The sequence below is a fragment of the Salinirubellus litoreus genome (assembly GCF_037335815.1).
Taxonomy (GTDB): Archaea; Halobacteriota; Halobacteria; order Halobacteriales; family Haloarculaceae; genus Salinirubellus; species Salinirubellus litoreus.
The window spans coordinates 676,900-697,893 of sequence record NZ_CP147841.1 but is presented as its reverse complement, the minus strand read 5'-3'; the positions used below and the strand labels follow the sequence as shown (position 1 = coordinate 697,893).

Annotated in this window: 21 protein-coding genes; 15 read left to right on the top strand and 6 right to left on the bottom strand. The window is 70.4% G+C overall.

Annotated features, from left to right (window positions below; all coding sequences use genetic code 11):
• Window positions 1-1,875 (bottom strand): aldehyde ferredoxin oxidoreductase family protein, encoded by a 1,875-nt coding sequence (locus WDJ58_RS03480; RefSeq protein WP_338916233.1) that lies wholly within the window; start codon window positions 1,873-1,875, stop codon window positions 1-3.
• 250 nt (window positions 1,876-2,125) lie between these two features.
• Here WDJ58_RS03480 and leuS point away from each other — a divergent pair, with 250 nt between their 5' ends.
• Window positions 2,126-4,813, top strand: coding sequence for a leucine--tRNA ligase (gene leuS / locus WDJ58_RS03475; RefSeq protein ID WP_338916232.1), 2,688 nt, complete (start codon window positions 2,126-2,128; stop codon window positions 4,811-4,813).
• A gap of 85 nt (window positions 4,814-4,898) precedes the next feature.
• Here the strand turns inward: leuS and WDJ58_RS03470 are convergent, their stop codons facing one another.
• The gene (locus tag WDJ58_RS03470; RefSeq protein WP_338916231.1) at window positions 4,899-5,768 is read right to left on the bottom strand and encodes a VOC family protein; all 870 of its coding nucleotides are present in this window, start codon (window positions 5,766-5,768) and stop codon (window positions 4,899-4,901) included.
• A gap of 147 nt (window positions 5,769-5,915) precedes the next feature.
• Between WDJ58_RS03470 and WDJ58_RS03465 the strand changes: the two genes are divergently transcribed.
• The 6 genes from WDJ58_RS03465 to WDJ58_RS03440 all read left to right on the top strand — a co-directional run bounded on the left by WDJ58_RS03465 (window position 5,916) and on the right by WDJ58_RS03440 (window position 9,604).
• Window positions 5,916-7,682, top strand: a complete 1,767-nt coding sequence (locus WDJ58_RS03465; protein WP_338916230.1) for an aldehyde ferredoxin oxidoreductase family protein — start codon at window positions 5,916-5,918, stop codon at window positions 7,680-7,682.
• The gene (locus WDJ58_RS03460) at window positions 7,679-8,488 is read left to right on the top strand and encodes a DUF7124 domain-containing protein (protein ID WP_338916229.1); all 810 of its coding nucleotides are present in this window, start codon (window positions 7,679-7,681) and stop codon (window positions 8,486-8,488) included. Before WDJ58_RS03465 ends, WDJ58_RS03460 begins: the two co-directional genes overlap by 4 nt.
• Window positions 8,489-8,606: 118 nt before the next feature.
• Window positions 8,607-8,882 (top strand): hypothetical protein, encoded by a 276-nt coding sequence (locus WDJ58_RS03455; protein WP_338916228.1) that lies wholly within the window; start codon window positions 8,607-8,609, stop codon window positions 8,880-8,882.
• The gene (locus WDJ58_RS03450) at window positions 8,879-9,025 is read left to right on the top strand and encodes a hypothetical protein (protein WP_338916227.1); all 147 of its coding nucleotides are present in this window, start codon (window positions 8,879-8,881) and stop codon (window positions 9,023-9,025) included. Before WDJ58_RS03455 ends, WDJ58_RS03450 begins: the two co-directional genes overlap by 4 nt.
• Window positions 8,983-9,369 (top strand): hypothetical protein, encoded by a 387-nt coding sequence (locus WDJ58_RS03445; RefSeq protein ID WP_338916226.1) that lies wholly within the window; start codon window positions 8,983-8,985, stop codon window positions 9,367-9,369. Before WDJ58_RS03450 ends, WDJ58_RS03445 begins: the two co-directional genes overlap by 43 nt.
• Before the next feature lie 67 nt (window positions 9,370-9,436).
• Window positions 9,437-9,604, top strand: a complete 168-nt coding sequence (locus tag WDJ58_RS03440) for a hypothetical protein (protein ID WP_338916225.1) — start codon at window positions 9,437-9,439, stop codon at window positions 9,602-9,604.
• Between the two features lie 12 nt (window positions 9,605-9,616).
• On the opposite strand, the gene WDJ58_RS03435 is transcribed toward WDJ58_RS03440, so the two are convergent.
• A complete protein-coding gene (locus WDJ58_RS03435; protein ID WP_338916224.1) occupies window positions 9,617-10,840 on the bottom strand; it encodes a DUF7405 family protein in 1,224 nt (407 codons plus the stop codon).
• 158 nt (window positions 10,841-10,998) lie between these two features.
• Between WDJ58_RS03435 and WDJ58_RS03430 the strand changes: the two genes are divergently transcribed.
• Genes WDJ58_RS03430 through WDJ58_RS03420 form a run of 3 tightly spaced genes read left to right on the top strand, consistent with a single transcriptional unit; the run spans window position 10,999 to window position 11,667 of the window.
• Window positions 10,999-11,139: a hypothetical protein gene (locus tag WDJ58_RS03430; protein WP_338916223.1), complete on the top strand. Its 141-nt coding sequence runs from the start codon at window positions 10,999-11,001 to the stop codon at window positions 11,137-11,139.
• 2 nt (window positions 11,140-11,141) lie between these two features.
• Window positions 11,142-11,420 (top strand): hypothetical protein, encoded by a 279-nt coding sequence (locus WDJ58_RS03425; RefSeq protein ID WP_338916222.1) that lies wholly within the window; start codon window positions 11,142-11,144, stop codon window positions 11,418-11,420.
• Window positions 11,413-11,667, top strand: coding sequence for a hypothetical protein (locus WDJ58_RS03420; protein WP_338916221.1), 255 nt, complete (start codon window positions 11,413-11,415; stop codon window positions 11,665-11,667). Before WDJ58_RS03425 ends, WDJ58_RS03420 begins: the two co-directional genes overlap by 8 nt.
• A gap of 51 nt (window positions 11,668-11,718) precedes the next feature.
• On the opposite strand, the gene WDJ58_RS03415 is transcribed toward WDJ58_RS03420, so the two are convergent.
• Window positions 11,719-12,357 (bottom strand): TorD/DmsD family molecular chaperone, encoded by a 639-nt coding sequence (locus WDJ58_RS03415; RefSeq protein ID WP_338916220.1) that lies wholly within the window; start codon window positions 12,355-12,357, stop codon window positions 11,719-11,721.
• Window positions 12,354-14,471 (bottom strand): hydrogenase iron-sulfur subunit, encoded by a 2,118-nt coding sequence (locus WDJ58_RS03410; RefSeq protein ID WP_338916219.1) that lies wholly within the window; start codon window positions 14,469-14,471, stop codon window positions 12,354-12,356. Before WDJ58_RS03410 ends, WDJ58_RS03415 begins: the two co-directional genes overlap by 4 nt.
• Window positions 14,472-14,657: 186 nt before the next feature.
• Between WDJ58_RS03410 and WDJ58_RS03405 the strand changes: the two genes are divergently transcribed.
• Genes WDJ58_RS03405 through WDJ58_RS03390 form a run of 4 tightly spaced genes read left to right on the top strand, consistent with a single transcriptional unit; the run spans window position 14,658 to window position 20,156 of the window.
• Window positions 14,658-17,975: a formate dehydrogenase subunit alpha gene (locus WDJ58_RS03405; RefSeq protein WP_338916218.1), complete on the top strand. Its 3,318-nt coding sequence runs from the start codon at window positions 14,658-14,660 to the stop codon at window positions 17,973-17,975.
• A 32-nt stretch (window positions 17,976-18,007) separates the two neighbouring features.
• Window positions 18,008-18,649 carry a 4Fe-4S dicluster domain-containing protein gene (locus WDJ58_RS03400; protein WP_380661555.1) on the top strand — a complete coding sequence of 214 codons (642 nt, stop codon included), beginning with the start codon at window positions 18,008-18,010 and terminating at the stop codon, window positions 18,647-18,649.
• Window positions 18,646-19,146 carry a hypothetical protein gene (locus WDJ58_RS03395; RefSeq protein WP_338916216.1) on the top strand — a complete coding sequence of 167 codons (501 nt, stop codon included), beginning with the start codon at window positions 18,646-18,648 and terminating at the stop codon, window positions 19,144-19,146. The genes WDJ58_RS03400 and WDJ58_RS03395 overlap by 4 nt, the downstream gene beginning before the upstream one ends.
• Complete coding sequence (locus tag WDJ58_RS03390; RefSeq protein WP_338916215.1) at window positions 19,143-20,156, top strand: cytochrome b/b6 domain-containing protein; 1,014 nt, start codon at window positions 19,143-19,145, stop codon at window positions 20,154-20,156. Before WDJ58_RS03395 ends, WDJ58_RS03390 begins: the two co-directional genes overlap by 4 nt.
• Before the next feature lie 78 nt (window positions 20,157-20,234).
• Here WDJ58_RS03390 and WDJ58_RS03385 read toward each other — a convergent pair whose 3' ends face one another.
• A complete protein-coding gene (locus WDJ58_RS03385) occupies window positions 20,235-20,636 on the bottom strand; it encodes a hypothetical protein (protein WP_338916214.1) in 402 nt (133 codons plus the stop codon).
• 104 nt (window positions 20,637-20,740) lie between these two features.
• Between WDJ58_RS03385 and WDJ58_RS03380 the strand changes: the two genes are divergently transcribed.
• Window positions 20,741-20,935: a hypothetical protein gene (locus WDJ58_RS03380; protein WP_338916213.1), complete on the top strand. Its 195-nt coding sequence runs from the start codon at window positions 20,741-20,743 to the stop codon at window positions 20,933-20,935.
• Window positions 20,936-20,994 lie beyond the last annotated feature (59 nt).

Here is a 20,994-nt window from a genome sequence, read left to right as displayed (position 1 = left end):
TCAGGCGTCGGCCAGATCGCCGAGTTCTAGCCGGTCGAGGGTTGCCTCGGTGGGGCTACCGTCCTCGTCCCAGCCGCGGAACTCGTAGTACTCCGTGAGCATCGCGTCGAGCTCCTCGGGCGGGCAGTACATCCCCTCGTGGGGGCCCTCGGGGATGGGCTCGTGCTGGACGCGGTAGGGGAGCGTGTCGGTCTCCCGGGAGGCGATCCCGCGCTCGACGTTGATGAGGCGTTCGAGGTTGTAGATCCGCTCGCCCAGGGCCTCGACGTCTTCGAGACTCAGGTCCCAGCCGGTCGCGGCGTTGATGGCGTCCCGGTAGCGGTCGTTTATCTGCTTGCCCCAGCCGCCCTCGCTGACGAACCGGCACTGGGTGAGCGAGTCGCCGAGCGCGGTGAAGTGCTGTGAGCGCGCCGCGAACTCGGGCGTCCCCTCTGTGGTCTCGTCGTGCTCTCCCGCGTACTGTCTCGTCGGGCGGGTGTCGTGGTGGGACCCGCCGCGGGTGGAGGTGGCGTAGCCGATGCTCATCCCCTTGAGCCCGCGCGGGGAGTGAGCCGCGATCTCGAGGCCCTTCACGCCGTGGACGTAGTTCGAGGGCTCGTCCTCGCCCTCGTCGGAGTCGAGCGATTCGGCGAGCCTGGCCGAGCCCTCCGCCAGCCGGTCGCCGATCCCCTCCCGGTGGGCGACGAGCTCGGCGAGTTCGACCAGCCCCTCCGAGTCGCCGAAGTCGAGCAGTCCCGGCGTGTCCTCGGGATCGGCGTCGAGCAGCCCCCGCTCGTGGGCCTCGCGGGCGAACGCGACGGTCACCCCCCAGCTGATCGTGTCCATCCCGAGCCGATCGCAGAGGTCGTTCGCGTGGATCACCTTCTCGACGTCGTAGGACTCGGTCATCGGTGAGGTGGCGAACAGGCTCTCGAACTCGGGGATCTTCGCCTGGGTGATCCCCTCCGCCTCCACCGAAACGTGCTTGCCGCACTTGACCGCGCAGTTCGCACACGTCGTGTCCTCGGTGACGTACTCGGCTTCGAGGTGCTCGCCGCTGATCCCCTCGGCGTCGTCCTCGTCGACCAGCTCGGAGGCGTAGTTGTGTCGGCCGAGCCGTCCCATCTCGTTGACCGGGTTGACCAGCCCGGCGGTACCGTAGTTCTGGAGCATCCCCGTCTCGTCCATCAGCGTCCCCATCTGCCCGACAGCGAGGTTCCTGAGCCCATCCTCGTCGGCGAGTTCGGGCTCGAAGTCCCCCTCGCGGATCGCCACCGCCTTGACGTTCTTCGACCCCAGGACCGCGCCCGAGCCGCCCCGCCCGGCGACCCCCTCGCGGTCCTTCGACTGGTGGAGGAGACAGGCGTACCTGACGCGATTCTCGCCGGCGGGTCCGGCCGCGATCACGTGCGTGTCGAATCCCTGGTCCTCCGCGTCGCGGACGGCCTCGCAGGTCTCGTAGGTTCCCATCCCCGCGAGCGACTCGTCGGAGACCACCTCCGCGCCGTCCTCGGTGAGCCGGACGTACGAGAGCTCGGGTGCCTTCCCGTGGAGGACGACCGCCTCGAACCCCAGGGTCTTCTGGGCCATCGGGAACGACCCGCCGAAGGTGCTGTCGAAGAAGCCGTTCGTCATCGGGCTGACGAACCCCACGACCCCGCGCGAGGTGCTCTGGAACGGCGTGAGGTTCATCGGGCCGACCGCGAACACGGCGACGTTCTCCGGGTCGAACGCGTCCGCGTCGGGCGGGACGTGCTCGTGGACGAGCTTCGCGGCGAAGCCGTTGCCCCCGAGGAATCGCCGGGCGTCGGCCTCGCTGATCTCCTCGGTACGACTCTCGCCGGTCTCCAGGTCGACGTGCAGTACCTCGCCGCCGTAGACTGGCGGGAGCGTCACGCCGCCCACCTCGCGGCTCGTCGGCCCGCGTCCGCGCCCTCGCCGCGCCGGTCGAACGGTGTCGGTGTCGGGGTGCCTGCGGTGTGCATCTCTACCAACGGTAGCCCGAACCACGACAAAAAGGTAGTGACGGAACCCGGTCGGCTCCGGCGACCCGACCGCCGAGCCCCCCGCCTCTCACCCGCGGCGCTCCCGCTCGCGTCGGGCCAACGCTCATGTCGGTGGGCTCCGCAGGAGGAGAGCAACCGAGATGCCGCCGCGATACAACCACGCGCAGGTCCAGGAGTACTGGCGCGACGTCTGGGAACGCGAGGGGGTCTACGAGCTCCCCGACGACGCCGAGGACCCGATCTACGTCCTCGGGATGTTCCCCTACACCTCCGGATCGCTCCACATGGGTCACGTCCGGAACTACGCGATCACGGACGCCTACGCCCGCTACCGGCGGATGGCTGGCGACGACGTCCTCCACCCGATGGGGTGGGACGCGTTCGGGCTCCCCGCCGAGAACGCCGCCTACGAGCGCGACACCGATCCCGAGACCTGGACCCGCGCGTGCATCGAGCGGATGCGCGACGAGCTCGACGAGATGGGGTTCGGCTACGACTGGTCCCGGGAGGTGACGACCTGCGACCCCGACTACTACCGGTGGAACCAGTGGCTGTTCAGGGAGTTCTACGAGGCGGGCCTCGTCGAGTACGAGGCCGCGCCGGTCAACTGGTGTCCGGACTGCGAGACGACGCTCGCCGACGCGCAGGTCGAGGGGGGATTCGAGGAGGGTGCGACGACCCCCCGCCACACCGCTCCCCGACAGGCGGCCCCCGGTACGGAAGGAGTTTGCTGGCGGTGTGGCACGCCCGTCGAGCGGCGCGAACTCGACCAGTGGTTTCTCACGATCACCGACTACGCCGACGAGCTGTACGAGGCTCTCGACCACCTGGAGGGGTGGCCCGAGAGCGTCCGCGAGATACAGCGCAACTGGATCGGCAAGCGCGAGGGCGCACACGTCACCTTCGAGGTCCCGGAGTACGGGTCGGTCGAGGCGTTCACCGCCCGTCTGGACACCGCGTTCGGCGCGACGTTCGTCGCCCTCTCGCCCGGTCACGAGCTCGTGGCCGACCTCGCGCGCGAGGACGCGGAGGTCGCCGACTACGTCGACCGGGTCTCCCGGGGCGAGAGCGCGGGCGGGCAGAGCGGCGTCCGGACCGACGCGACGGCCGTCCACCCGCTCACCGGCGAGAAACTCCCGGTGTACGTCGCGGAGTACGTCCTCGACGACGTGGGGACGGGCGCGCTGATGGGCGTGCCGGCCCACGACGAGCGCGACCACGCGTTCGCCCGCGAGCACGACCTCCCCGTCGAGCGGGGCGTCGAACCCGCAGACGGGAGCGACACCCGCCTCCCGGAGGAGCCGTTCGTCGACGACGGGATGGTCGCGGCGAGCGGCGGGGCTGCCCGGGAGTACGAGGGGCTGGCGAGCGCGGCGGCCCGTGAGCGACTCCTCGACGCCGAGGGGATCGAGCTCGCGACGACCTTCAGGCTCCGGGACTGGCTCGTCTCCAGACAGCGCTACTGGGGGACGCCCATCCCGGTCGTCCACTGCGATTCGTGTGGGCCGACGCTCGTCCCCGAGGACGAGCTGCCCGTCGAACTCCCCGAGTACGTCCAGACGACGGGGAACCCGCTCGCGGCCAACGAGGCGTTCGTCGAGACGACCTGCCCCGACTGTGGGGAGCCGGCCCGCCGGGAGACGGACACGATGGACACGTTCGTCGACTCCTCGTGGTACTTCCTCCGGTACCTCTCGCCGGATCTGGACGACGCGCCGTTCGACACGGACCTCGCCGAGTCGTGGCTCCCGGTCGACGTCTACGTCGGCGGCGAGGAGCACGCCGTCCTCCACCTGCTCTACATCCGCTTTTTCGCCCGCGCGCTGTGCGACCTCGGGCTCCTCGACGTTCGCGAGCCGGTCGACCGGCTCATCAACCAGGGGACGGTCCTCCACGGCGGCGAGAAGATGTCCAAGTCCAAGGGCAACACCGTCACGCCCCACGAGTACGGCCCGGAGACGACCCGGCTGTTCGTCCTCTCGGCGGCCCACCCCAACCGCGACTTCGAGTGGACCGCGACCAGCGTCGACGGTGCCTACGAGTTCCAGCAGACCCTCTACGGGCTGGTCGAGACGTTCGTCGACGGGGACGTCCGCGAGGAGAGCGCCGCCCACGACCGCTACCTCGAACGCGAGACCGACCGGACGATCGCGGCCGTCACCGAGGAGTTCGAGCGGTTCCGGCTCCACCGCGCCATCGCCGAACTCCAGGGATACCTCCGCCTGCTCCGGCGCTACCGCGAGTACGAGACACCGCACCGGTACACGTACGCCCGCGCGCTCCGGACGCTCGCGGCGCTGGTCGCTCCCCTCGCGCCCTACCTGGCCGAGGAGTGCTGGCACCGCCTCGACGAGCCGGGGCTGGTCGCGGCCGCCGACTGGCCGAACCCGCTGCGACCGGCCGAGAACCACCGGCTGGAGCGACAGCTCGTCCGCTCGACCCGCGAGGACGTCCGCGAGATACTCGGCGTCGTCGACATCGACGCACCCGATTCGATCGAACTCGTCGTCGCCCAGGACTGGAAGTACGCGGCCTACGACCGGGCTCGCGGGATAGCCCCCGACGCCTCGCTCGTCGACGCCCTCCTCGGGAACGACGGGGTACCCCGCTCCGAGCCCGCCGCCGAGTTCCTGGCGGACCTCGCCGAACGGCGACCCGGCCTCGAACCGGTCGTCGACGGCGAGCGCGAGCGCGAACTCCTCCAGTCGGCCGCGTGGCTCCTCGAGGACGAGTTCGGCGCGAGCGTGACCGTCCGCCGGGCCGAGGACGACGACGACGACCTCGCGGCGCGGGCCAGACCGAACCGACCCGCGATATACATCTCCTGATTATCGTCGATTCCACTCTCGCTCACTCGACGCCGCCTGTCCCCGTGTCGGCCTCGGGCAGGTCGTACGGCGTCGCGCCCGTGGACTACCCTTCCCCGGCCCGGAGTCGGACGGGTATCCCGTCGGGGTCACGCACCCCGAACTCGCCGTCGCTTCTCGGTCCCTCCTCGCCGTCCGTCACCCCGATCCCGGCACCTTCGACCCGCTCGCGGGCCGCTTCGAGCGACCCCTCGTCGGGGAGGACGAGTTCGAACCAGTCCAGTCCGCGCCCCGCAAGCGGGTCGGACCGCCCGTTCCAGGCGTTCAGTCCGACGTGGTGGTGGTAGTCCCCGGCCGCGACGAACAGCGCGTTCGGACCCCACTCCTGGCGGACGTTCATCCCGAGTGTCCCCGCGTAGAACCGGCGTGATGCGGGGAGGTCCGAGACTTCGAGGTGGACGTGGCCCACGTCCGTCCCACCGGGGACGGACGCCTCGCCCCTCGCCTCGGCCGCGAGCCCCTCCAGGTCGAGCGGGAGCGTGTCCATCTCGACGTGGCCGTCGTCGTCGGTCGGCCACGCCTCGCGCGGGCGGTCGCGGTAGATCTCGACGCCGTTGCCCTCGGGGTCGTCGAGGTAGAGCGCCTCGCTGACGTGGTGGTCCGACGCGCCGGTGAGCTCCCACGCCTCGCCGACGCGGTCGAGGGCGTCCGCGAGCGCCGCCCGCGAGGGGACCCGAAACGCGGTGTGGAACAGCCCGGCGCTCTCCGGCGCTCTCGGGGCCGCGTCCGGATCCGCGGTCAGTTCGAGCAGCGGGTCGCCGCCGGCCCCGAGCGTCGTCCGCCTCCCCTCACGGCGCTGGACTGCGAGCCCGACGACGTCGCGGTAGAACTCGCTTACCGCGTCGAGGTCGTTCACGACCAGCGCCGCCCGTCCGGCCGCCGTCTCGTCGGGGAGCGTTCCCTCGCTGTCGGTCATATCCGCTGTCGGTTCCGAACGGTGATGAGGCTGTCTCCGCCGGATCGGCGCTCCACCCGACGTGTCGCCGACGGGGGTACTGTCGGGTGACCGTCCGTTCTCCTGCTTGGGTAACGCTTTTGCCCGGAACTCACCTGATCCGACTGGATGGAACGCGCCCCGCCCGACCGGCTGCTCCGCGTCGACCTCTCCGCCGGGACGGTCGAGAGCGAGCCGATCCCCGGCGCCTGGCGTCGGAACTACCTGGGGGGCAAGGGGCTCGGCGCGCGCTACCTCTACGAGGAACTCGAACCCGGAGTGGACCCGCTCTCCCCGGAGAACCGGCTGCTGTTCCTGCTCGGCCCGCTCTCGGGGGCGCTCCCGGACGGACGCTACGCCGCGGTGACGAAGTCGCCGCTCACGGGGACGTTCCTCGACTCGTATAGCGGCGGGCGGTTCCCCGGGGCGCTCTGTGGGTCGCTCGGCGCACACGTCGGCCTCCTCGTCCAGGGACGGGCCGAGGAGCCGGTTCGGCTCGCCCTCTCCGGTGGGACGGCTCGTATCGAACCGGCCGACACCTGGGGCGAGGACGCCGCCGAGACCTGTGAGGCCCACGACGGGGTGGTCGCGTGTATCGGTCCCGCCGGCGAGAACCGGGTGTCGTACGCCACCATCGCGTCCGACCGGACCGAGCACCACGCGGGCCGTGGGGGGGCCGGGGCGGTGATGGGCGCAAAGCGCCTGAAGGCCGTCGTCGCCGAGGACGACCCGCCCGAGTTCGGCGAGCGACTCGCGGCGCTCCGCGAACGGGACGCCGAGGCGTTCCGCGGGAGCGACACGGGCCGGTGGCTGGCCGCGAGCGGTACGCTCGAGACCGTCGACTTCGCGGACGAGGCGGGCGTGCTCGCGGCCCGCGGCTGGCGGGAGCGCGGCTTCGACGGCACCGGGGGCGTGGGTATCGAGGCGGCCCGCGAGGCCGCCAGCGGCCGCGAGACCGACGGCGATGGCGACCGCCCCGGCGACTTCCGCGTCGAGACGCCGGCCGGCGAGACGGTTCCGCGGGGCGCGACGGCGATGACGCTCGGCGCGGGGCTCGGCCTCGACGCGTTCGACGCCGTCGCGGAACTCGGCGAGCGGTGCAACCGGCTCGGCGTCGACCTCATCAGCGCCGGCAACGCCGTCGCCTGGGCGATACGCGCCGCCGAGGTCGGCGTGATCGACCGCGACATCGAGTTCGACGACCCCGAGGGTGCCCGCGAGCTACTGGCGGAGATCGCCGCCCGGTCGACGCCGCTGGGTGACGCGCTCGCCGACGGCGTCTCGGTCGCCGCCGACCGCCTCGGCGGGTTGGAACTCGTCCCCACGGTCAAGGACATGGCGCTGCCGTCCTACGACCCCCGGGGTGCGGCGAGCATGGCGCTGGCGTACGCGACGAGCGACCGCGGGGCCTGTCACCGGCGGGCGCGTCCGGTCGAACGCGAGGTGTTCGAGGACTGGGGACCCGCCGAAACCGCCGCGGCCGTCGTCGAGGCGCAGGACACGCGGTCGGTGCGGTGGAGCCTGATCGCCGACGACTTCGCCGGCGAGGTGCTCGCCGGCCACGGGATCGAGTGGCTCGACGCGCTCGGCCACCCGCACGACGCCGACCTCCGGCGCACCGGCGAGCGGATCTGGAACCTCGTCCGACTGTTCAACGTCCGCGAGGGATTCGACCGCTCGGACGACACGCTCCCCGTGGGGCTCGAACCCGACGAAGGGGACGCCCTCGACCCCGACGCCTTCGAGGCGGCCCTCGAGTGCTACTACACCGCCCGCGGCTGGGGCGCGGACGGGCGGCCCTCGCGAGAGCGCCTCGCGGCCCTCGACCTCCTGGCGACCGTCGACGACGACACGCCGGTCGCCGAGACGACCCTCGACCCGGATACCCGACCATGACGGACCGAATCGACCTCGACGAACTCGGTGCATCCGACGAAGAGGAGGAAGAGGAGGAGCGTGGCAACCGCGGTGACTGGCTCTGGCGCGAGGACGACGCCCCCGGCGACGGCGACGACAGCCAGCGCGACGAGGCGTCGACCGATGCCGACCGGGCGGGGACGTCACCCTCCGACGCCGGGACCGACACCACCGACGGGACGACCGAGGAGGGACCCGAGGGGAGCGACGATGGGTCACCCCCGGCCGCGGGCGACGCGGTACCGCACGTCCCGCGGTCGAACCGCGACCGGCCGGCGGGCGTCCCCGAATCGGCCGGCGGTGCCGGTGCCGGGACGGGCTCGCAGGCGGGCGGGGGTCCGGGCGGGTCGGCGGACGCGCCCGACGCGGCGGGCGAGCGCGACACGCTCGGCGAGACCGGCCCGCACGGCGGCGGGGTCGACGACATGACGGTGGCGTTCACCTACCGGGCGGCCAGGCGGCTGGCGGACCCGGCGGCCGCGGTGGCCGACGCCTCCTCGTGGGCCGACTGGATCGGCATCGTCGGCGACGTCCCGGCGCACGTCATCAACAAGTTCCAGCGCGAGCACGTCATCGACGCCGACTTCTTCAACGGCTCCGGGACGGGGCCGGGCGAGCGACTCCTCGAGATCGGTCCCCACTCGATGTTCTACGCCGAGCGGATGGTCGTCGTCGGCGTCCCCGGTGAGGAGGACGTCGCCGAGGCGGCCGACTGGGAGTTCGTCCCCCTGGCCGAGGCGGTCGAGGGCGCGGACTGGGAACTCCGTGACGCCGAGGAGGGGTGAACGGCCGCCGCCGCCCCCGACTCGGGCCCAGTCGACACGCGGAGTGGACGTCGACGATCCGGACCGTGCGGTGTGAGTGTCACGTACCTTTTTGCCCCCGCGTCACGCAGTAGCACGCATGACGCTCAGGACCGCCATCGGGCAGTCGTGGTACGTGACGGCGTTCGTCCTCCTGCTCGCCGGCTGGGTGGTCGTGAAGGCGGGCGACGTCTTCGCCGCCATCGAGACCCTCTGGACGCTCTCGCCGGGCGGCGGCCAGGCGGTCGGGCAGGTCGCCGCTTCCGGACTCGTCGGGCTCGGCGTCCTGGTGGTGTTCCTCGCGCTGCTGGTCGGCCTGTACGGCGAAATCGGCGAGGCCTCGCCCGCCCCGAGCACGTGGCCCCCGGAGGAATGACCCAGTTCGAGTGTTCGGGGTGCGGGGCGCTGGTCCGGCTCGACCCGGGTGGCCCCTCCCCCCGCCGGATGGAGTGCCCGGTCTGCGAGGAGGAGACGACGTGGAGCCGCGCGTTCGAGAGCGAGGAGGGGGTGTCGTTCTGAGCTCGAATCGCCTCTCCTTCGAGGTCGACGAGCGGTTCGAGGCGGCGGCCCGCGAGTGGGCCGAGGCACGTATGACGGAGTTCGAGGATGCCATGGAGACGAAGGCCGAGCAGGCGCTCCTCGAGATCGAGAACCTGGTCGCCGGTGCCCACGAGGTCGAGTTCGAGGTCGACGGGACGACCGTCCACCACCACCCGACCGACGAACTCCGGTCGTTCCTCGAGCGCCAGTCCGAGGCGACCGGCCTCGGCCCGAGCGAGGTGCTCGAGCTCCACGTCGGCCTGTTCACCCGGGTGTTCCTCGACGACGACGAGGAGCGGCCGCCGGACGCACCCCCCACCTGACGGGGAGTCGGGCGGCCGCCCGATGCCTGAGGAAGATTTATTGCCCAGTGAGAGAAAACGTTAGCACATGACACATCACCCCATGGAGTGGGACCCGCAGGGGGCCCTCCACACGTACAGGGGGTACAGGGTCACAGACCACACGATCGGGAACCACGAGTTCAACCCCGGGGAGGTCGACGGGGAGGTCGATCTCGGCGTCGGCACGGCCGAGGAACCCGACGACGAGGAGTAACGCGGTCGGCGCCTACCCGGGGAACGCCCGCTCGTCCCGTGGCGGCAGGTAGAAGTTCGCCCGCGAGACGACCGAGATGAACTCGCGGATGCCGTTGTTCTTCCGGTCCCTGACGGCCGGGTGGTCGTCCCGGAGGTACCAGCCGTTCATCGACTTGCGCGCCTTCTCGAAGTCGTCGAGCGACCGCTGGAACGAGAGGAAGTGGACGCCCGCTCGCCCGCCGTCGGTCGTGTTGAAGTCCCGGCGGAGGAGGATCGGTCGGCCGTCCTCGCGGACCCGCGCGACCTTCTCGAAGTGGCCGACGACACCCGATTCGCGTGCGTGCTCGCGGACGGCGTCGCTGAACGGGACGTCGTCGGTGAACGACTCGACGTCCTCCTCGGAGAACTCCGGGGAGAACATCCGGGCGGTGCGGCCGGCCTCGTCCATCGACCACCAGTCGTCGAGCGACTCGACGAGGTGCGAGAGATGTGCGGTCGTCCCGCCCGCGTAGGGGCCCTCCCGGATGGTGACCCGGTCCTCGGTGGCCTGGGTCTTGCGTCGCCCGGAGAAGAAGCCCGTGAACATCGGGGCGTCGCCGAGCGGCGCGTCGTCGGGGATCCCCTCGGCGTCGGCGTGGGCCGCCGGGAGCCCCTCGCCCATGAACCCGGTCCGTCGCCCGGCGACGTCGAAGACCTCGCCGAGCCGGTCCTCGACGGGTTCGCCCGCGAGTTCGGAGCGCCCGCCGAACATGGCGGCCTCGACCGCGCCCAGGGTGGAGGCGGCGTCGGAGGCGAGCAGCAGCGCCGCGTCGAACGAGAGCAGATCGGGGTCGTCGGTCCGCGAGAGCACCGTCGGGCTCCGTACCGGGGAGGCCGACAGCCGGCCGATCCGCTCGAAGTAGCGGGTCCCCCACGCCAGCCCGTGGAACAGCCCGTCCGGCCCCCAGTCGTGGACGGCCTCCAGGGTGCGCATCGCCCGCTCGACGGTCCGGGCGGCCGATTCGGAGGGCTCGACGGCCAGGTCGAGCAGGAGGACCCGGTGGTGTCGAGGAGCGATCGGATTGCCGTGGGCGTCGCGGGCGAGCGCCGCGTCCCAGGCGTGCTGGCGGTGGGGGAGCTCGCCGGCCCGCGGGTTCGGCGGCAGGCCGGCGGTCGGCACCTCCGCCCGGCGGGCGAGAAAGCCCGCACAGCCCGAGAGCCCGGCCGCCCCCGAGACGGCCGCGAGCCGCCGGAGTGCCCCTCGTCGTGAGACCATCTGGCGGGTGGGCAGGGGCCGAACGGACAAAAGCCTGCTTCTCACGGGGACCGACGGCCTCCGGTTCCGACCGCGAGGCGGCCGCGCCGGCTCCTCCCGATCCCCGCGTGTGGCGAGCGCAAGCGTTTAGCCGCTCCCCGCCGTCCGTCCGCACGACCGTGCTCGGGGTTGTCATGCACGCGAACGGGCCGGACCTCCCGCTGTCCGTCGAGACGGGGCTCCTCGTCCTCGGGGTCGGTCTCCTCGTCTTCGGGCTCGTCGTCGCGGACCTCTACCGGACGCGCTGGAGGGTCGGGTGAGGATGGCCGTCGAGAGCGACACCGAACGGGGGCTGGACGCCGTCACCGCCCTCGGCTACGTGCGGGTCGCGGTGTACGCGCTGACCGCCCTGCTCGGGCTCTCGCTGCTCGTAGTCGGGACCGTCGCGCTCATCGCGGAGGTGAAGGGCACCTGGCACTGGGCGATCCACCTCGAATCGACGATCAGCTACATGGCGGTGTTCGTGAGCCGGCTGCTGTTCGTACTCGTCCCGCTGTTCGTCGTACTCGTCGTCGGCCGGCGGGTGACCGACGGTGACTGACGCCGGGCCCGAGCCCGGGCAGGACCGGGGCGGCGATCGGCTGGGCTCGGCCACGCTCGTCGCCGCCCTCGCGCTGGTGGTCGTCGTCGCCGGCGTCGGCGCCGTCGCGGTCGGCGCGGAGCTGCTAAACACCTGGGGCCACTACTTCCTGATGGAACGGACCATCACCGCCGCCACCCCCGTGGCGGGCGCCCTCCTCGGGCTCGTCGTCCTCGGCGGGCTGGCAACCGCCATCCGCGCGCGGTAGGCTGGCCGGTGGCCTCCCCGTGCGCGTCGGGAGCGCCCGGGGGGTCGGCAGTCAGAACCCTCCGGGCACCATCTGTGCGACGAGTTCGTCCTCGAAGCGGACGAGCCCCTGGAAGATCAGCGCGCCGGCGAGGAACAGCCCCGGGTCGGCCTCCTCGCGGGTCTCCTCGACGAACGCGTCGGTCCACTCGAGCAGGTGCTCGTCGAGGAACACCCGCTCGAAGCCGAACGCCTCCTCGGCCCCCGTCCGCTGGCGCTCGACGAGGTAGCGGAGGAACGCCAGTTCGACGGCGATGAAGTCGGCCTCCTCGGGGTAGTCATCCGGCGGGTTCCAGCCGGCCGCCTCGTAGCTGGCCTCCACGTCCGCGAGCCCCTCCCCCAGGAAGTCGGCGTCCTCGCGGTAGTACGTCTCGTGGGGGAGCACCGGCGGGCGGGGGCCGACGAACAGGTCGGTGTACTCCCGGTTGAGCTCCTCGCGAACCGCCTCTGTCGAGCGGTCCCGGTTCTCCCCGCGCCACTCCCGGAGGAGCGCGAACCCCTCGTCGAGCGGCTCGTTGACCGACTCCTCGGGGGTCTCGATCCCCTCGCCGAGCAGCCGCTCGACGAACGACTCCTCGGGGACGTCCCAGAAGACGTCGATGCAGAAGTCGATCAGTTCGAGGCGCGCCTCGTAGAGTTCGGCCTCGTTCATCGCCCCTCACCCCCGCCGAACAGCAGCCCCGTCCGGCAGTCCGAGCAGTACTCGAAGATGCTGTGGTCGACGTCGGGCGCGATACCCGAGACGAGGTCGCCCACCTCTTCCTCGACCTTGGCCGCCGAGCCGGCGCTCGTGAACGGCTTGCCACAGCGCACGCACTCGAGCATCTCCCCCTCGTGGACGGTCAACCAGGGCTCGCCGTCGCGGTTCTCGGGGAGCAGCGAGAGGTCCAGTCCCGTCTCCATCGTGATCGCCGTCTCCGGACAGCCCGCCTCGCAGAGCCCGCAGTTGACGCACAGCTCGTGGTTGAACTCCAGGTCCCCCGCCTCGGTGCGGCGGACCGCGTCGGTCGGACAGAGGTTCGAACAGGTGGGCGTGAGGGTGCACGCCTCGCTCACGTCCATGACGCCGAAGTCCTTCAGCCCCCGGATCACCTCCCGTTCGGGGGTGACGTGTTCGAGTATCGTCCGGACGGACTCGAGCGTCCAGCCGTGGCTGTCGAACGCCGGGTTCGGCCGGTCGTCGGCGATCCCGCCGGTCGCCTCGTGCTCGCCCGCCGGCACGGGCGAGTCGTCGAGTTCGACGTAGAACCGCGAGAGCCCCTCGACGAACGGGCCGGGCTCGCCGCGGTCGGGCGCGAAGAACCCGACCCGCTCGCCCAGGCCGAGGTCGGCCGTGGCCCGGTTCATCCGCTCGGCCAGTTCGGCTTTCGGGTCCGGCCCGGAGTGGAGACAGTCCCCGCCGCAGCCGACGATGGCCACGCCGTCGCCCCCGGCCGCCAGCGCGTGCATCACGTGAGCCTCGCCGACGGTGTCGGTGCAGTTCACGCGAACGGGGAGGATCGGCGGGTAGTCGACCTCCTCGCCGCGGGCGGCCCGGCGGCCGTACTCGCGGAGGCGGTCGGCGGCGTACTCCGAGCAGACGAACGCGACGACGCCCCTCTCGATGGCCGGCTCCTCGCCCCTCGAGAGGAATCCGCCCTCGCCGAGCTCGGGGTCGAAAAGCGCCTCCACCTCGCGGGCGATACGCCGGTTCGAGGGCTCGCGGAGCATCGTCGCCCCCGTCGGACACGAGGAGGTGCAGGCTCCGCAGTCCTGACAGGCCACCTTGTCGAACTCGACCGAGTCTACCGCGGGTCGCTCGACGGCACCGTGCGGGCAGGCCTCGACGCAGACGTTACACCCCATCTGGCTCGAGTCGCCGGCCGCACACACGTCCATCTCGAGGTCGAGGAAGTCGGACTTCTCGACGCCGCCGAGCCGGCTCTCGACGGCCGCGATCGTCCCGGCGTCCACGGGACCCGTGTAGAACCCGACGACGCCGCCCCGCGGGGCGGACGCCCCGGGGAAGACGACCTGGTCGACTTCGACCGTCTCGGTCACCCCCTCGAGGTCGATGGCGTCGGTCGGACAGCACTCGATCCAGTCGCCCGCCGGGGCCTCGGGACTCACGTCGACCGGCCGCGCCGTGGTGTGGTCGGGCATCTCGACGACGCACTCCATACAGCCGATGCAGTCGTCGGTGACGTTCGCCTCGAGCGTGAGCTCGAACCCGCCGTACTCGCCGTCGACGTCCACGACGCGCCCCCGGCGGAGGTCCGCGTCGTCGAGCCCCTCGGCGTCGGAGAACTCCCCGCCGTTGGCGAGGTGGAGGACGTCCGCGGAGTCGGCGAGCGCCGCGGCCGCGTCGGCGTCGCCCACCACCGCGACGCGGTCGCCGGCCTCCCGCGTGACCGTCCGGGAGACCGCCTCCTCCCGCAGGCCGGCGTGGGTCGCGTTGACGAGTCGGGCGACCTTGTCGGTCGCCTCGTCCGGCGCGTGGACCCACGAGGCGCCCTCGCGGTGGTCGACGAAGGCGGTCGCCTCCGGGTGGAGCCCCATCTCGTCGGCGAGCTCGCGCACCCGCCGCTGACAGGACGGCTCGGGCGTGGTCGCGATGATCTGGTCCAGGTCGTACTCCTCGACGACGTGGGCCATCGCGTCCCGACCCTCGGTGCAGAGCAGCTCCGAACTGGCCACCACGTCCACGTCGCGGACCCCGTCGCGGACCCCCTCCAGGTCGACCTCGCAGGACCCGCCGCACGAACACACGAAGGCGCCGACGTTCATCGTCCGTGGTTACTGGTAGCACGGGAAATACCTTTCCCGGACCCTTGGGGGATCCGCCCGGCCAAGCGGGCGCTACGTCGATGACAGCACCCGGAAGTGTTGGCATCTATGAATTATATTAATTAAGGACGAGTGTCGACGTTCGTGATACGTGCTATCTGATCGCACGGGCGGGTCGACCAAGATATGAGCACGGAACCAGTCTCCCTCGACCTCGACAGGCGCTCGTTCATGAAGGCGAGCGCGCTGGCCGGCACGGTTGCGCTCGGCGGCGGCGCGGCGGGCCAGGCACTCGCCCAGTCGGGCGACGACGAGGTCGACGGGACGGACACGGAGGGCGAACTGACCAAGACCATCTGTAACTACTGCTCCGTCGGGTGCGGGTTCCGCGGCGAGCGCAAGGGCGACGCGTTCGTGGGCATGGAGCCGTGGCACGAGCACCCGATCAACGCCGGCTCGCTCTGCTCGAAGGGCGCCGGCATCTACGCCACCGAACACTCCGAGAAGCGGCTCAAGCACCCGCTGATCCAGCGGGACGGCGAGTGGTCGAAGCTGTCCTGGGGTCGGGCGTACGACCTGCTGTCGAGCGAGATACAGCGGGTCTGGGACGAGCACAGCCGCGACAGCGTCATGCTGCTCGGGAGCGCACACCACTCCAACGAGGAGTCCTACGCCTTCCGGAAGCTCGCGGCGTTCATGGGGACGAACAACGTCGACCACCAGGCGCGCATCTGCCACTCCACGACCGTCACGGGGCTGGCGAACACCTGGGGGTACGGCGCCATGACGAACACGGTCCAGGACTACCGCAACTTCGACCTGAACATCATCATCGGGCAGAATCCCGCGGAGGCCCACCCCATCGCGATGCAGCACATCCTCGAGGGCCAGAAGCGCGGCGGGACGATACTCAGCATCGACCCGCGGTTCACGAAGACCTCGGCCCACGCCGACGAGTTCATCCGGTTCCGGCCGGGGACAGACGTGGCCCTGATGATGGGCGTCGTCAAGGTGCTGCGCGACGAGTACGGCCTCGCGATGGACCCGGACGCGGACGACACCGGCCAGAACATGCTCGCCGACCGGGTCCAGGGCTGGGAGGACGTCGACGCCGAACTCGACCGGTACGACAAGGAGACGGTCTCGGAGATCACGTGGGTCTCCGAGGAGGACATCGAGCTGATCGCCGAGCTGATCGACGAGAACAGGCCCCACGTCCAGATCGAGTGGGCGATGGGTGGGACCCAGCACAACAACGGGACCCAGAACATCCGCTCGTACGCGATCACGAGCCTCGCCTCGGGCAGCGCGGCCCGCAGCGGGGGCGGTCTGCAGGTGATGCGAGGCCACGCGAACGTCCAGGGCGCGACCGACCTCGCGGTGGCGAGCCACATCCTGCCGGGCTACTACGGGCTCAGTCCGGGGGGGTGGTCCTGGTGGGCGGACATCTGGGACATGAATCCCTACACCAGCGGGTCCACCTCCTTCGAGGACATGTACGAGCGGTTCGACCTGATGCCGGGGGAGCTGTTCGTCGAGCAGAGCCCGGTCCACGAGGGCGTCGAGGACATCGACTCGGACGTCCCGGCGGACAACTCGATGATGTTCCAGAACGGGCTGACAGTGGCCCGCTGGTTCGAGGCCGCCCTCGACCAGGAGGACCGGTACCACGACACGCCGATCTACCAGCCCGACCAGGTGAAGATCGCGTTCATCTGGGGGCACTCGGCGAACTCCATCAGCGAGATGGGACAGATGAAGGCGGGGATGGAGAACCTCGACCTGCTGGTCGTGGTCGACCTGTTCCCGTCGGTCGCGAGCGTCCTTCCGGACTACGAGGAGGGGCCGCCGGTACTGCTGTTGCCGGCCTCCAGCCAGTACGAGCACTACCGCTCGCTGACGAACACGAACCGGTCGGTCCAGTGGTCCGAGCCGGTCGCCCCGCCCAAGCACAACTCCAGGCCCGACCTGCAGATCATGCAGGAGCTGGCCGACGCGCTGGGCTTCGGCGAGCACTTCGACTGGGGAGCGGGCTCGGAGATCTACAACGGGAAGTCGAGCTACGAGAACGTCATCCGGGAATTCAATCTCGGGACGAACACCATCGGCTACCGCCAGACCCCCGAGCGCCTCCAGCAGCACATGGAGTACGACTGGGCGTTCTCCCACGAGGACTTGCAGGGGGCCGAGGGCACCCCCGTCGCGGGCGAGTACTGGATGCTGCCCTGGCCCTGCTGGGGCGAGGGACACCCCGGCACGCCGATCATCTGGAACGACGACATGGACCCCAACGAGGGGGGACAGGACTTCCGGACCCGGTGGGGCGTGCAGGCCCCGACTCCCGAGGAGTGGGCGGAGATGCCCACCGACGACGACTACCCGTTCGAGGAGACGCTGAACGCGGTCGGGGACCGATACGAGAGCCAGGCGGAGGCGCTGAGCCTGGTCCGAGATCCGTACCGTCCGGAGTGGGCGAGCCCGACCGACACCGCCGAGGACGGGCTGATCCACGGCGTCCCGGAGTACCCCGGCTGGAAGACGGTGCCCCCGCTGAGTCTCGTCGACCCGAACCAGCGGACACAGCCCGACGAGCTCACCATCCCGCAGGTACACGCGCTCGACAACGACAAGTCGGTGTACACCGCCGCACAGGCGCTCGACGGCCCGGACACCGGCAGCCCGGTGCTCGACGACTACCTGGGGGCCACACAGGACATCGACCCGGCGTTCTACGAGCAGTACGACTTCAGGCAACCGGACGCCCCGACCGGTCGCGGCCGGGCGCGGGCGGTCGTCTGGGGGTTCCTGGACAAGGTGCCTGTCCACCGCGAGCCGATCGAGAGCCCACACCCGGAACTGGTCGAGGAGTGGCCCGCGAACGGCCAGCAGCTGAACTTCTACCGGCTCAACCAGAACAACGCCGTCGAACAGCAGCGGGCGATGGACATCATCCACAACCGGGACTCCGGGCCGGACCTCGACACCATCATGACGACGGGGAGACAGGTCGAGCACCAGGGCGGCGGCGCTGAGACCCGGAACAACATCCATACCGCCGACCTCCAGCCCCACATGTACGCCGAGATAACGCCGGCGATGGCCGAGGACCTCGGCGTCGACGGCGGCGACCTCGTCGTCGTCTCCTCGACCGACCGCGGGTCGGTGCTGGTCAAGGCCCGGGTGACCGACCGGCCAAACGACCAGGAGGTGTTCCTCCCCTACCACTGGGGGGGGATCTTCCAGGGCGAGAGCCTGGAGGACAAGTATCCAGACGGACACGTCCCCTTCGCCATCGGTGATTCGGTGAACTCGATCACCTCGCGAGGGTACGACGTCGAGACGCAGATGCAGGAGACGAAGGTCTCGATGGTGGCCGTCCGGCCGGCCACCACGGAACTGCTCGAGGAGCTCAACATGGACGTGGACCTCGAGTTCCCCCAGGACCGCGAGGGCATCGGGCGGCAGAAGGACTTCGACGTCCGTGAGAACACTACCGTTCAGTGAGTTGACACCAAATGGCAACTAACAAGGAAATCATGCGGGAGGGGGTCCGGAGCGTCGGAGAGGAAACGCGGATCTTCCCCGACGTCGAGGCGTGCATCGACTGCGGCGGCTGCGTCGTCGCGTGCAAGCGAACGTGGGACGTCCCGCGGGACGAACAGCGGATCAGCATCTCGACGATGCTCGAGGGGCAGGAGGCCGCCGCCGGCCTCAACACGAGCAGCGCCCGCGCGCTCGACCAGGGCGAGTCCCCCGGCGAGACGAGCATCCCGATGCAGTGCTACCACTGTGAGAACGCGCCCTGCGTGTCGGTCTGTCCGACGGACTCGCTGATCAGCATGGACAACGGGTTCGTCGACGTCCGGGACAACCTCTGTGTCGGGTGCCAGTACTGCCTGTCGGCGTGTCCGTTCGGCGCGCCGCAGTTCCCCGAGTCCGACGAGGGGGCCGCCCGGCTGTTTGGCGGCGGCGGCACGATGGACAAGTGCACGATGTGCGAGGAGCGCCAGGACGTCGGCAAGGGACCGGCGTGTGCCGAGGAGTGCTCAACGGACGCCATCCTCGTCGGGAGCGCCGGCGAGATCGCGGACGAACTCGACCGGCGCGACAGCGGGACCTTCTTCAACGACGTCGCGATGGACATCGTCTTCGGTGACGAGGCCGAGGTGTTCCGATGAGCACCGAGATGCCGGAAACGTCTGGATACGGGCGCGTGCCCGTGATCGTCTCGGCGGTCGTGGGCGTCGTCGTCTCGATCCTGTCGGTCTGGTGGGCCTCGGGGTTCGCCGTCTTCTACGAGGATCTGTTCCGCGTCGCCCCGACCGTCGAGGGCGGCGGCGTCGGCGCCGACTGGATCGTCGGCAACACCGTCCCGTGGCTTGACTTCCTCGTCGCGCTCACCCACGCGGCGGACGCCATCATGGGTGTGTTCATCCTGTTCATGGTGTTCCTCCACTGGGCGGCGTTCCGGCGACTGGCCGGGCGGATGCGGGCGCCCGGCGAGAGCCGCGGGGCGGGCGTCGCGACCGACGGCGGTGAGGCGAGCGGCGCGAGCCGAGGTTCGTCCGACCTTCGTTCGGACGGCGGTGAGTCGGGGGGGCGAGCCTCGTCGGACGCGAGGTCCGACGGTGGCGAGTCGGGAGCGGCCGCGAAGAGGGGGGGTGACGAGCGGTGACGAACCTCGACCACGGCAAGTTCACCCGGGTTACGACGGTCTTCCACTCGTTGCTCGCACTGGACGTGTTCGCGCTGTTCTTCACCGGCTACGCCGTCATGTTCAACGACGAACTCTGGTGGCTGGTGGCGCTGATGGGCGGGAACACGGGTGTCCTCGGCGTCCACCGGCTCGCCGGCATGGGCCTCCTCGCGCTCATCACCTTCTGGCTCGTGCTGACGCTCATCACCGACACCGGTCGGGGCAACATCCGGGAGGCCCTTCCCACCCCCGAGGACGTCGAGGCGTTCGTCCAGGACGTCCGGTTCATGCTGGGCCGCGCGGACGAGCGACACCCCCACGCCAAGCAGTTCGCCGGATACGACGCCGACGAGGTGCCGCTGCTGTCCTACGTCGGCAAGGGCGTCGTGGCCATCTTCACCGTCGAACTGTTCCTGCTCACCGTCTCCGGACTCCTGATCTGGAGCAAGACCGGGGTCGCCGCGTTCTTCCAGACGAAATCCGCCGCGATGGGGTTCGTCGTCTTCCACGGCCTGCTCGGAGTCATCATGCTGATGGGGGTGATGTTCCACATCTTCGAACACGGGTTCCACCCCGCGTTCTACCCCGTCGAGACCAAGGCGTTCATTCCGCGAAGCATGATCCCCGAATCCCACTCCGAGGAGGATGACCGGGAGTTGGACAGCGGCATCGAGCGACTGACGCTGTCACCCTCATGGAACTGGGCGGCGAACGTGATGGGCGTGCTCACCGTCATCGGCATCGTAAGCGTCCTCGTCGGAAGCATCTTCGATGAGGGGTATCCGGTCCCGCGCGAACTGGCCATCGGTGGCGGCCCGACGAACCTGCTCCTGACCGTGGGCATAAACGTCGGCATCCTCGTGCTGCTCGTCGGGCTCGTCCTCTCGATGTACGGGAACGTCCTCCGCGTGCGCTGGGAGCGCCAGCTCGAAGAGCGCGCCCGGGGGGAGGCCGCTACCGACGGTGGGAGCATTGAGGGCGACGACTGAGCACCGTTCCCTCCTCCGTTCGGCGGTTCCGTCCCTCCGCCCTCGTTGGTCGTCCGCCGATCCCGAGGGGGACGGCGTTCAGGCCGTCAGAAGCTCCGCGCCCTCCTCGGAGAGCTCGACGGTGACGTCCTGTCTGGTCTGCTCCTGTATCTGGTCGATGTTCCGCGTGAGCACTTCGAGGATGTCCTTCGGCTCGGGGTAGACGAGCATGTTCCCGTCCTCGTCCTCCATCACCAGCTGGGTGTCGGCGAGGGAGATCTGGTCGTTCTCGATGCGGGCGACGATGGCCGAGAGCTCCTCGGCCCCGCCGGGGTCTCCCTCCTCGACCATGGTCACGTACAGCGCGTCGAGGCCGATGAGGTCCTTGTACTCCCGGACGCGGCGGGCACACCGTACCATGTCCTCCGTGACCGCGGTCTTCTCCGGGTTACCGTGCTCGCCCTCGTAGCAGTGCTTGCAGACGCGAAGCTCCAGTCGCATGGGTGGTACTGGGGATGCCGGCGACGTATACCTGTCCCGCCCTGCTGTAGCGGGGGCGGGTCCCCGAGTAACGCTTTTGACCCGACATAGACAACTGGTAGCACATGGCGGGCATACTGAACACGGTGTACAGCCTCGGGATACTCGTCGTCGCGCTCGCCGGGATCGTCTACGTCCTCGGACTCGTCGACGGGGACGGCGACGATGGGAGCGGCGGGCAGTCCTGGTGGGCCTGGGGCGTGCTGGTGGTCGTGGTGGTGTTCCTGCTCGCCGAAGTGGGGATGCTGCTGCTGGGCTGATACGGTCGTGCGTAGTCCTGTACCGACGATCGCCCGACCGGGCTCTGCGATCACCGGTA

What these genes read in the sequence shown, in the direction of transcription:
- leuS (WP_338916232.1), top strand. Translation starts at nt 2,126, where the DNA reads ATGCCGCCGCGATACAACCACGCGCAGGTCCAGGAGTACTGGCGCGAC.
- WDJ58_RS03470 (WP_338916231.1), bottom strand. Translation starts at nt 5,768, where the DNA reads ATGACCGACAGCGAGGGAACGCTCCCCGACGAGACGGCGGCCGGACGG.
- WDJ58_RS03465 (WP_338916230.1), top strand. Translation starts at nt 5,916, where the DNA reads ATGGAACGCGCCCCGCCCGACCGGCTGCTCCGCGTCGACCTCTCCGCC.
- WDJ58_RS03460 (WP_338916229.1), top strand. Translation starts at nt 7,679, where the DNA reads ATGACGGACCGAATCGACCTCGACGAACTCGGTGCATCCGACGAAGAG.
- WDJ58_RS03455 (WP_338916228.1), top strand. Translation starts at nt 8,607, where the DNA reads ATGACGCTCAGGACCGCCATCGGGCAGTCGTGGTACGTGACGGCGTTC.
- WDJ58_RS03450 (WP_338916227.1), top strand. Translation starts at nt 8,879, where the DNA reads ATGACCCAGTTCGAGTGTTCGGGGTGCGGGGCGCTGGTCCGGCTCGAC.
- WDJ58_RS03440 (WP_338916225.1), top strand. Translation starts at nt 9,437, where the DNA reads ATGACACATCACCCCATGGAGTGGGACCCGCAGGGGGCCCTCCACACG.
- WDJ58_RS03435 (WP_338916224.1), bottom strand. Translation starts at nt 10,840, where the DNA reads ATGGTCTCACGACGAGGGGCACTCCGGCGGCTCGCGGCCGTCTCGGGG.
- WDJ58_RS03425 (WP_338916222.1), top strand. Translation starts at nt 11,142, where the DNA reads ATGGCCGTCGAGAGCGACACCGAACGGGGGCTGGACGCCGTCACCGCC.
- WDJ58_RS03415 (WP_338916220.1), bottom strand. Translation starts at nt 12,357, where the DNA reads ATGAACGAGGCCGAACTCTACGAGGCGCGCCTCGAACTGATCGACTTC.
- WDJ58_RS03410 (WP_338916219.1), bottom strand. Translation starts at nt 14,471, where the DNA reads ATGAACGTCGGCGCCTTCGTGTGTTCGTGCGGCGGGTCCTGCGAGGTC.
- WDJ58_RS03405 (WP_338916218.1), top strand. Translation starts at nt 14,658, where the DNA reads ATGAGCACGGAACCAGTCTCCCTCGACCTCGACAGGCGCTCGTTCATG.
- WDJ58_RS03400 (WP_380661555.1), top strand. Translation starts at nt 18,008, where the DNA reads ATGCGGGAGGGGGTCCGGAGCGTCGGAGAGGAAACGCGGATCTTCCCC.
- WDJ58_RS03395 (WP_338916216.1), top strand. Translation starts at nt 18,646, where the DNA reads ATGAGCACCGAGATGCCGGAAACGTCTGGATACGGGCGCGTGCCCGTG.
- WDJ58_RS03385 (WP_338916214.1), bottom strand. Translation starts at nt 20,636, where the DNA reads ATGCGACTGGAGCTTCGCGTCTGCAAGCACTGCTACGAGGGCGAGCAC.
- WDJ58_RS03380 (WP_338916213.1), top strand. Translation starts at nt 20,741, where the DNA reads ATGGCGGGCATACTGAACACGGTGTACAGCCTCGGGATACTCGTCGTC.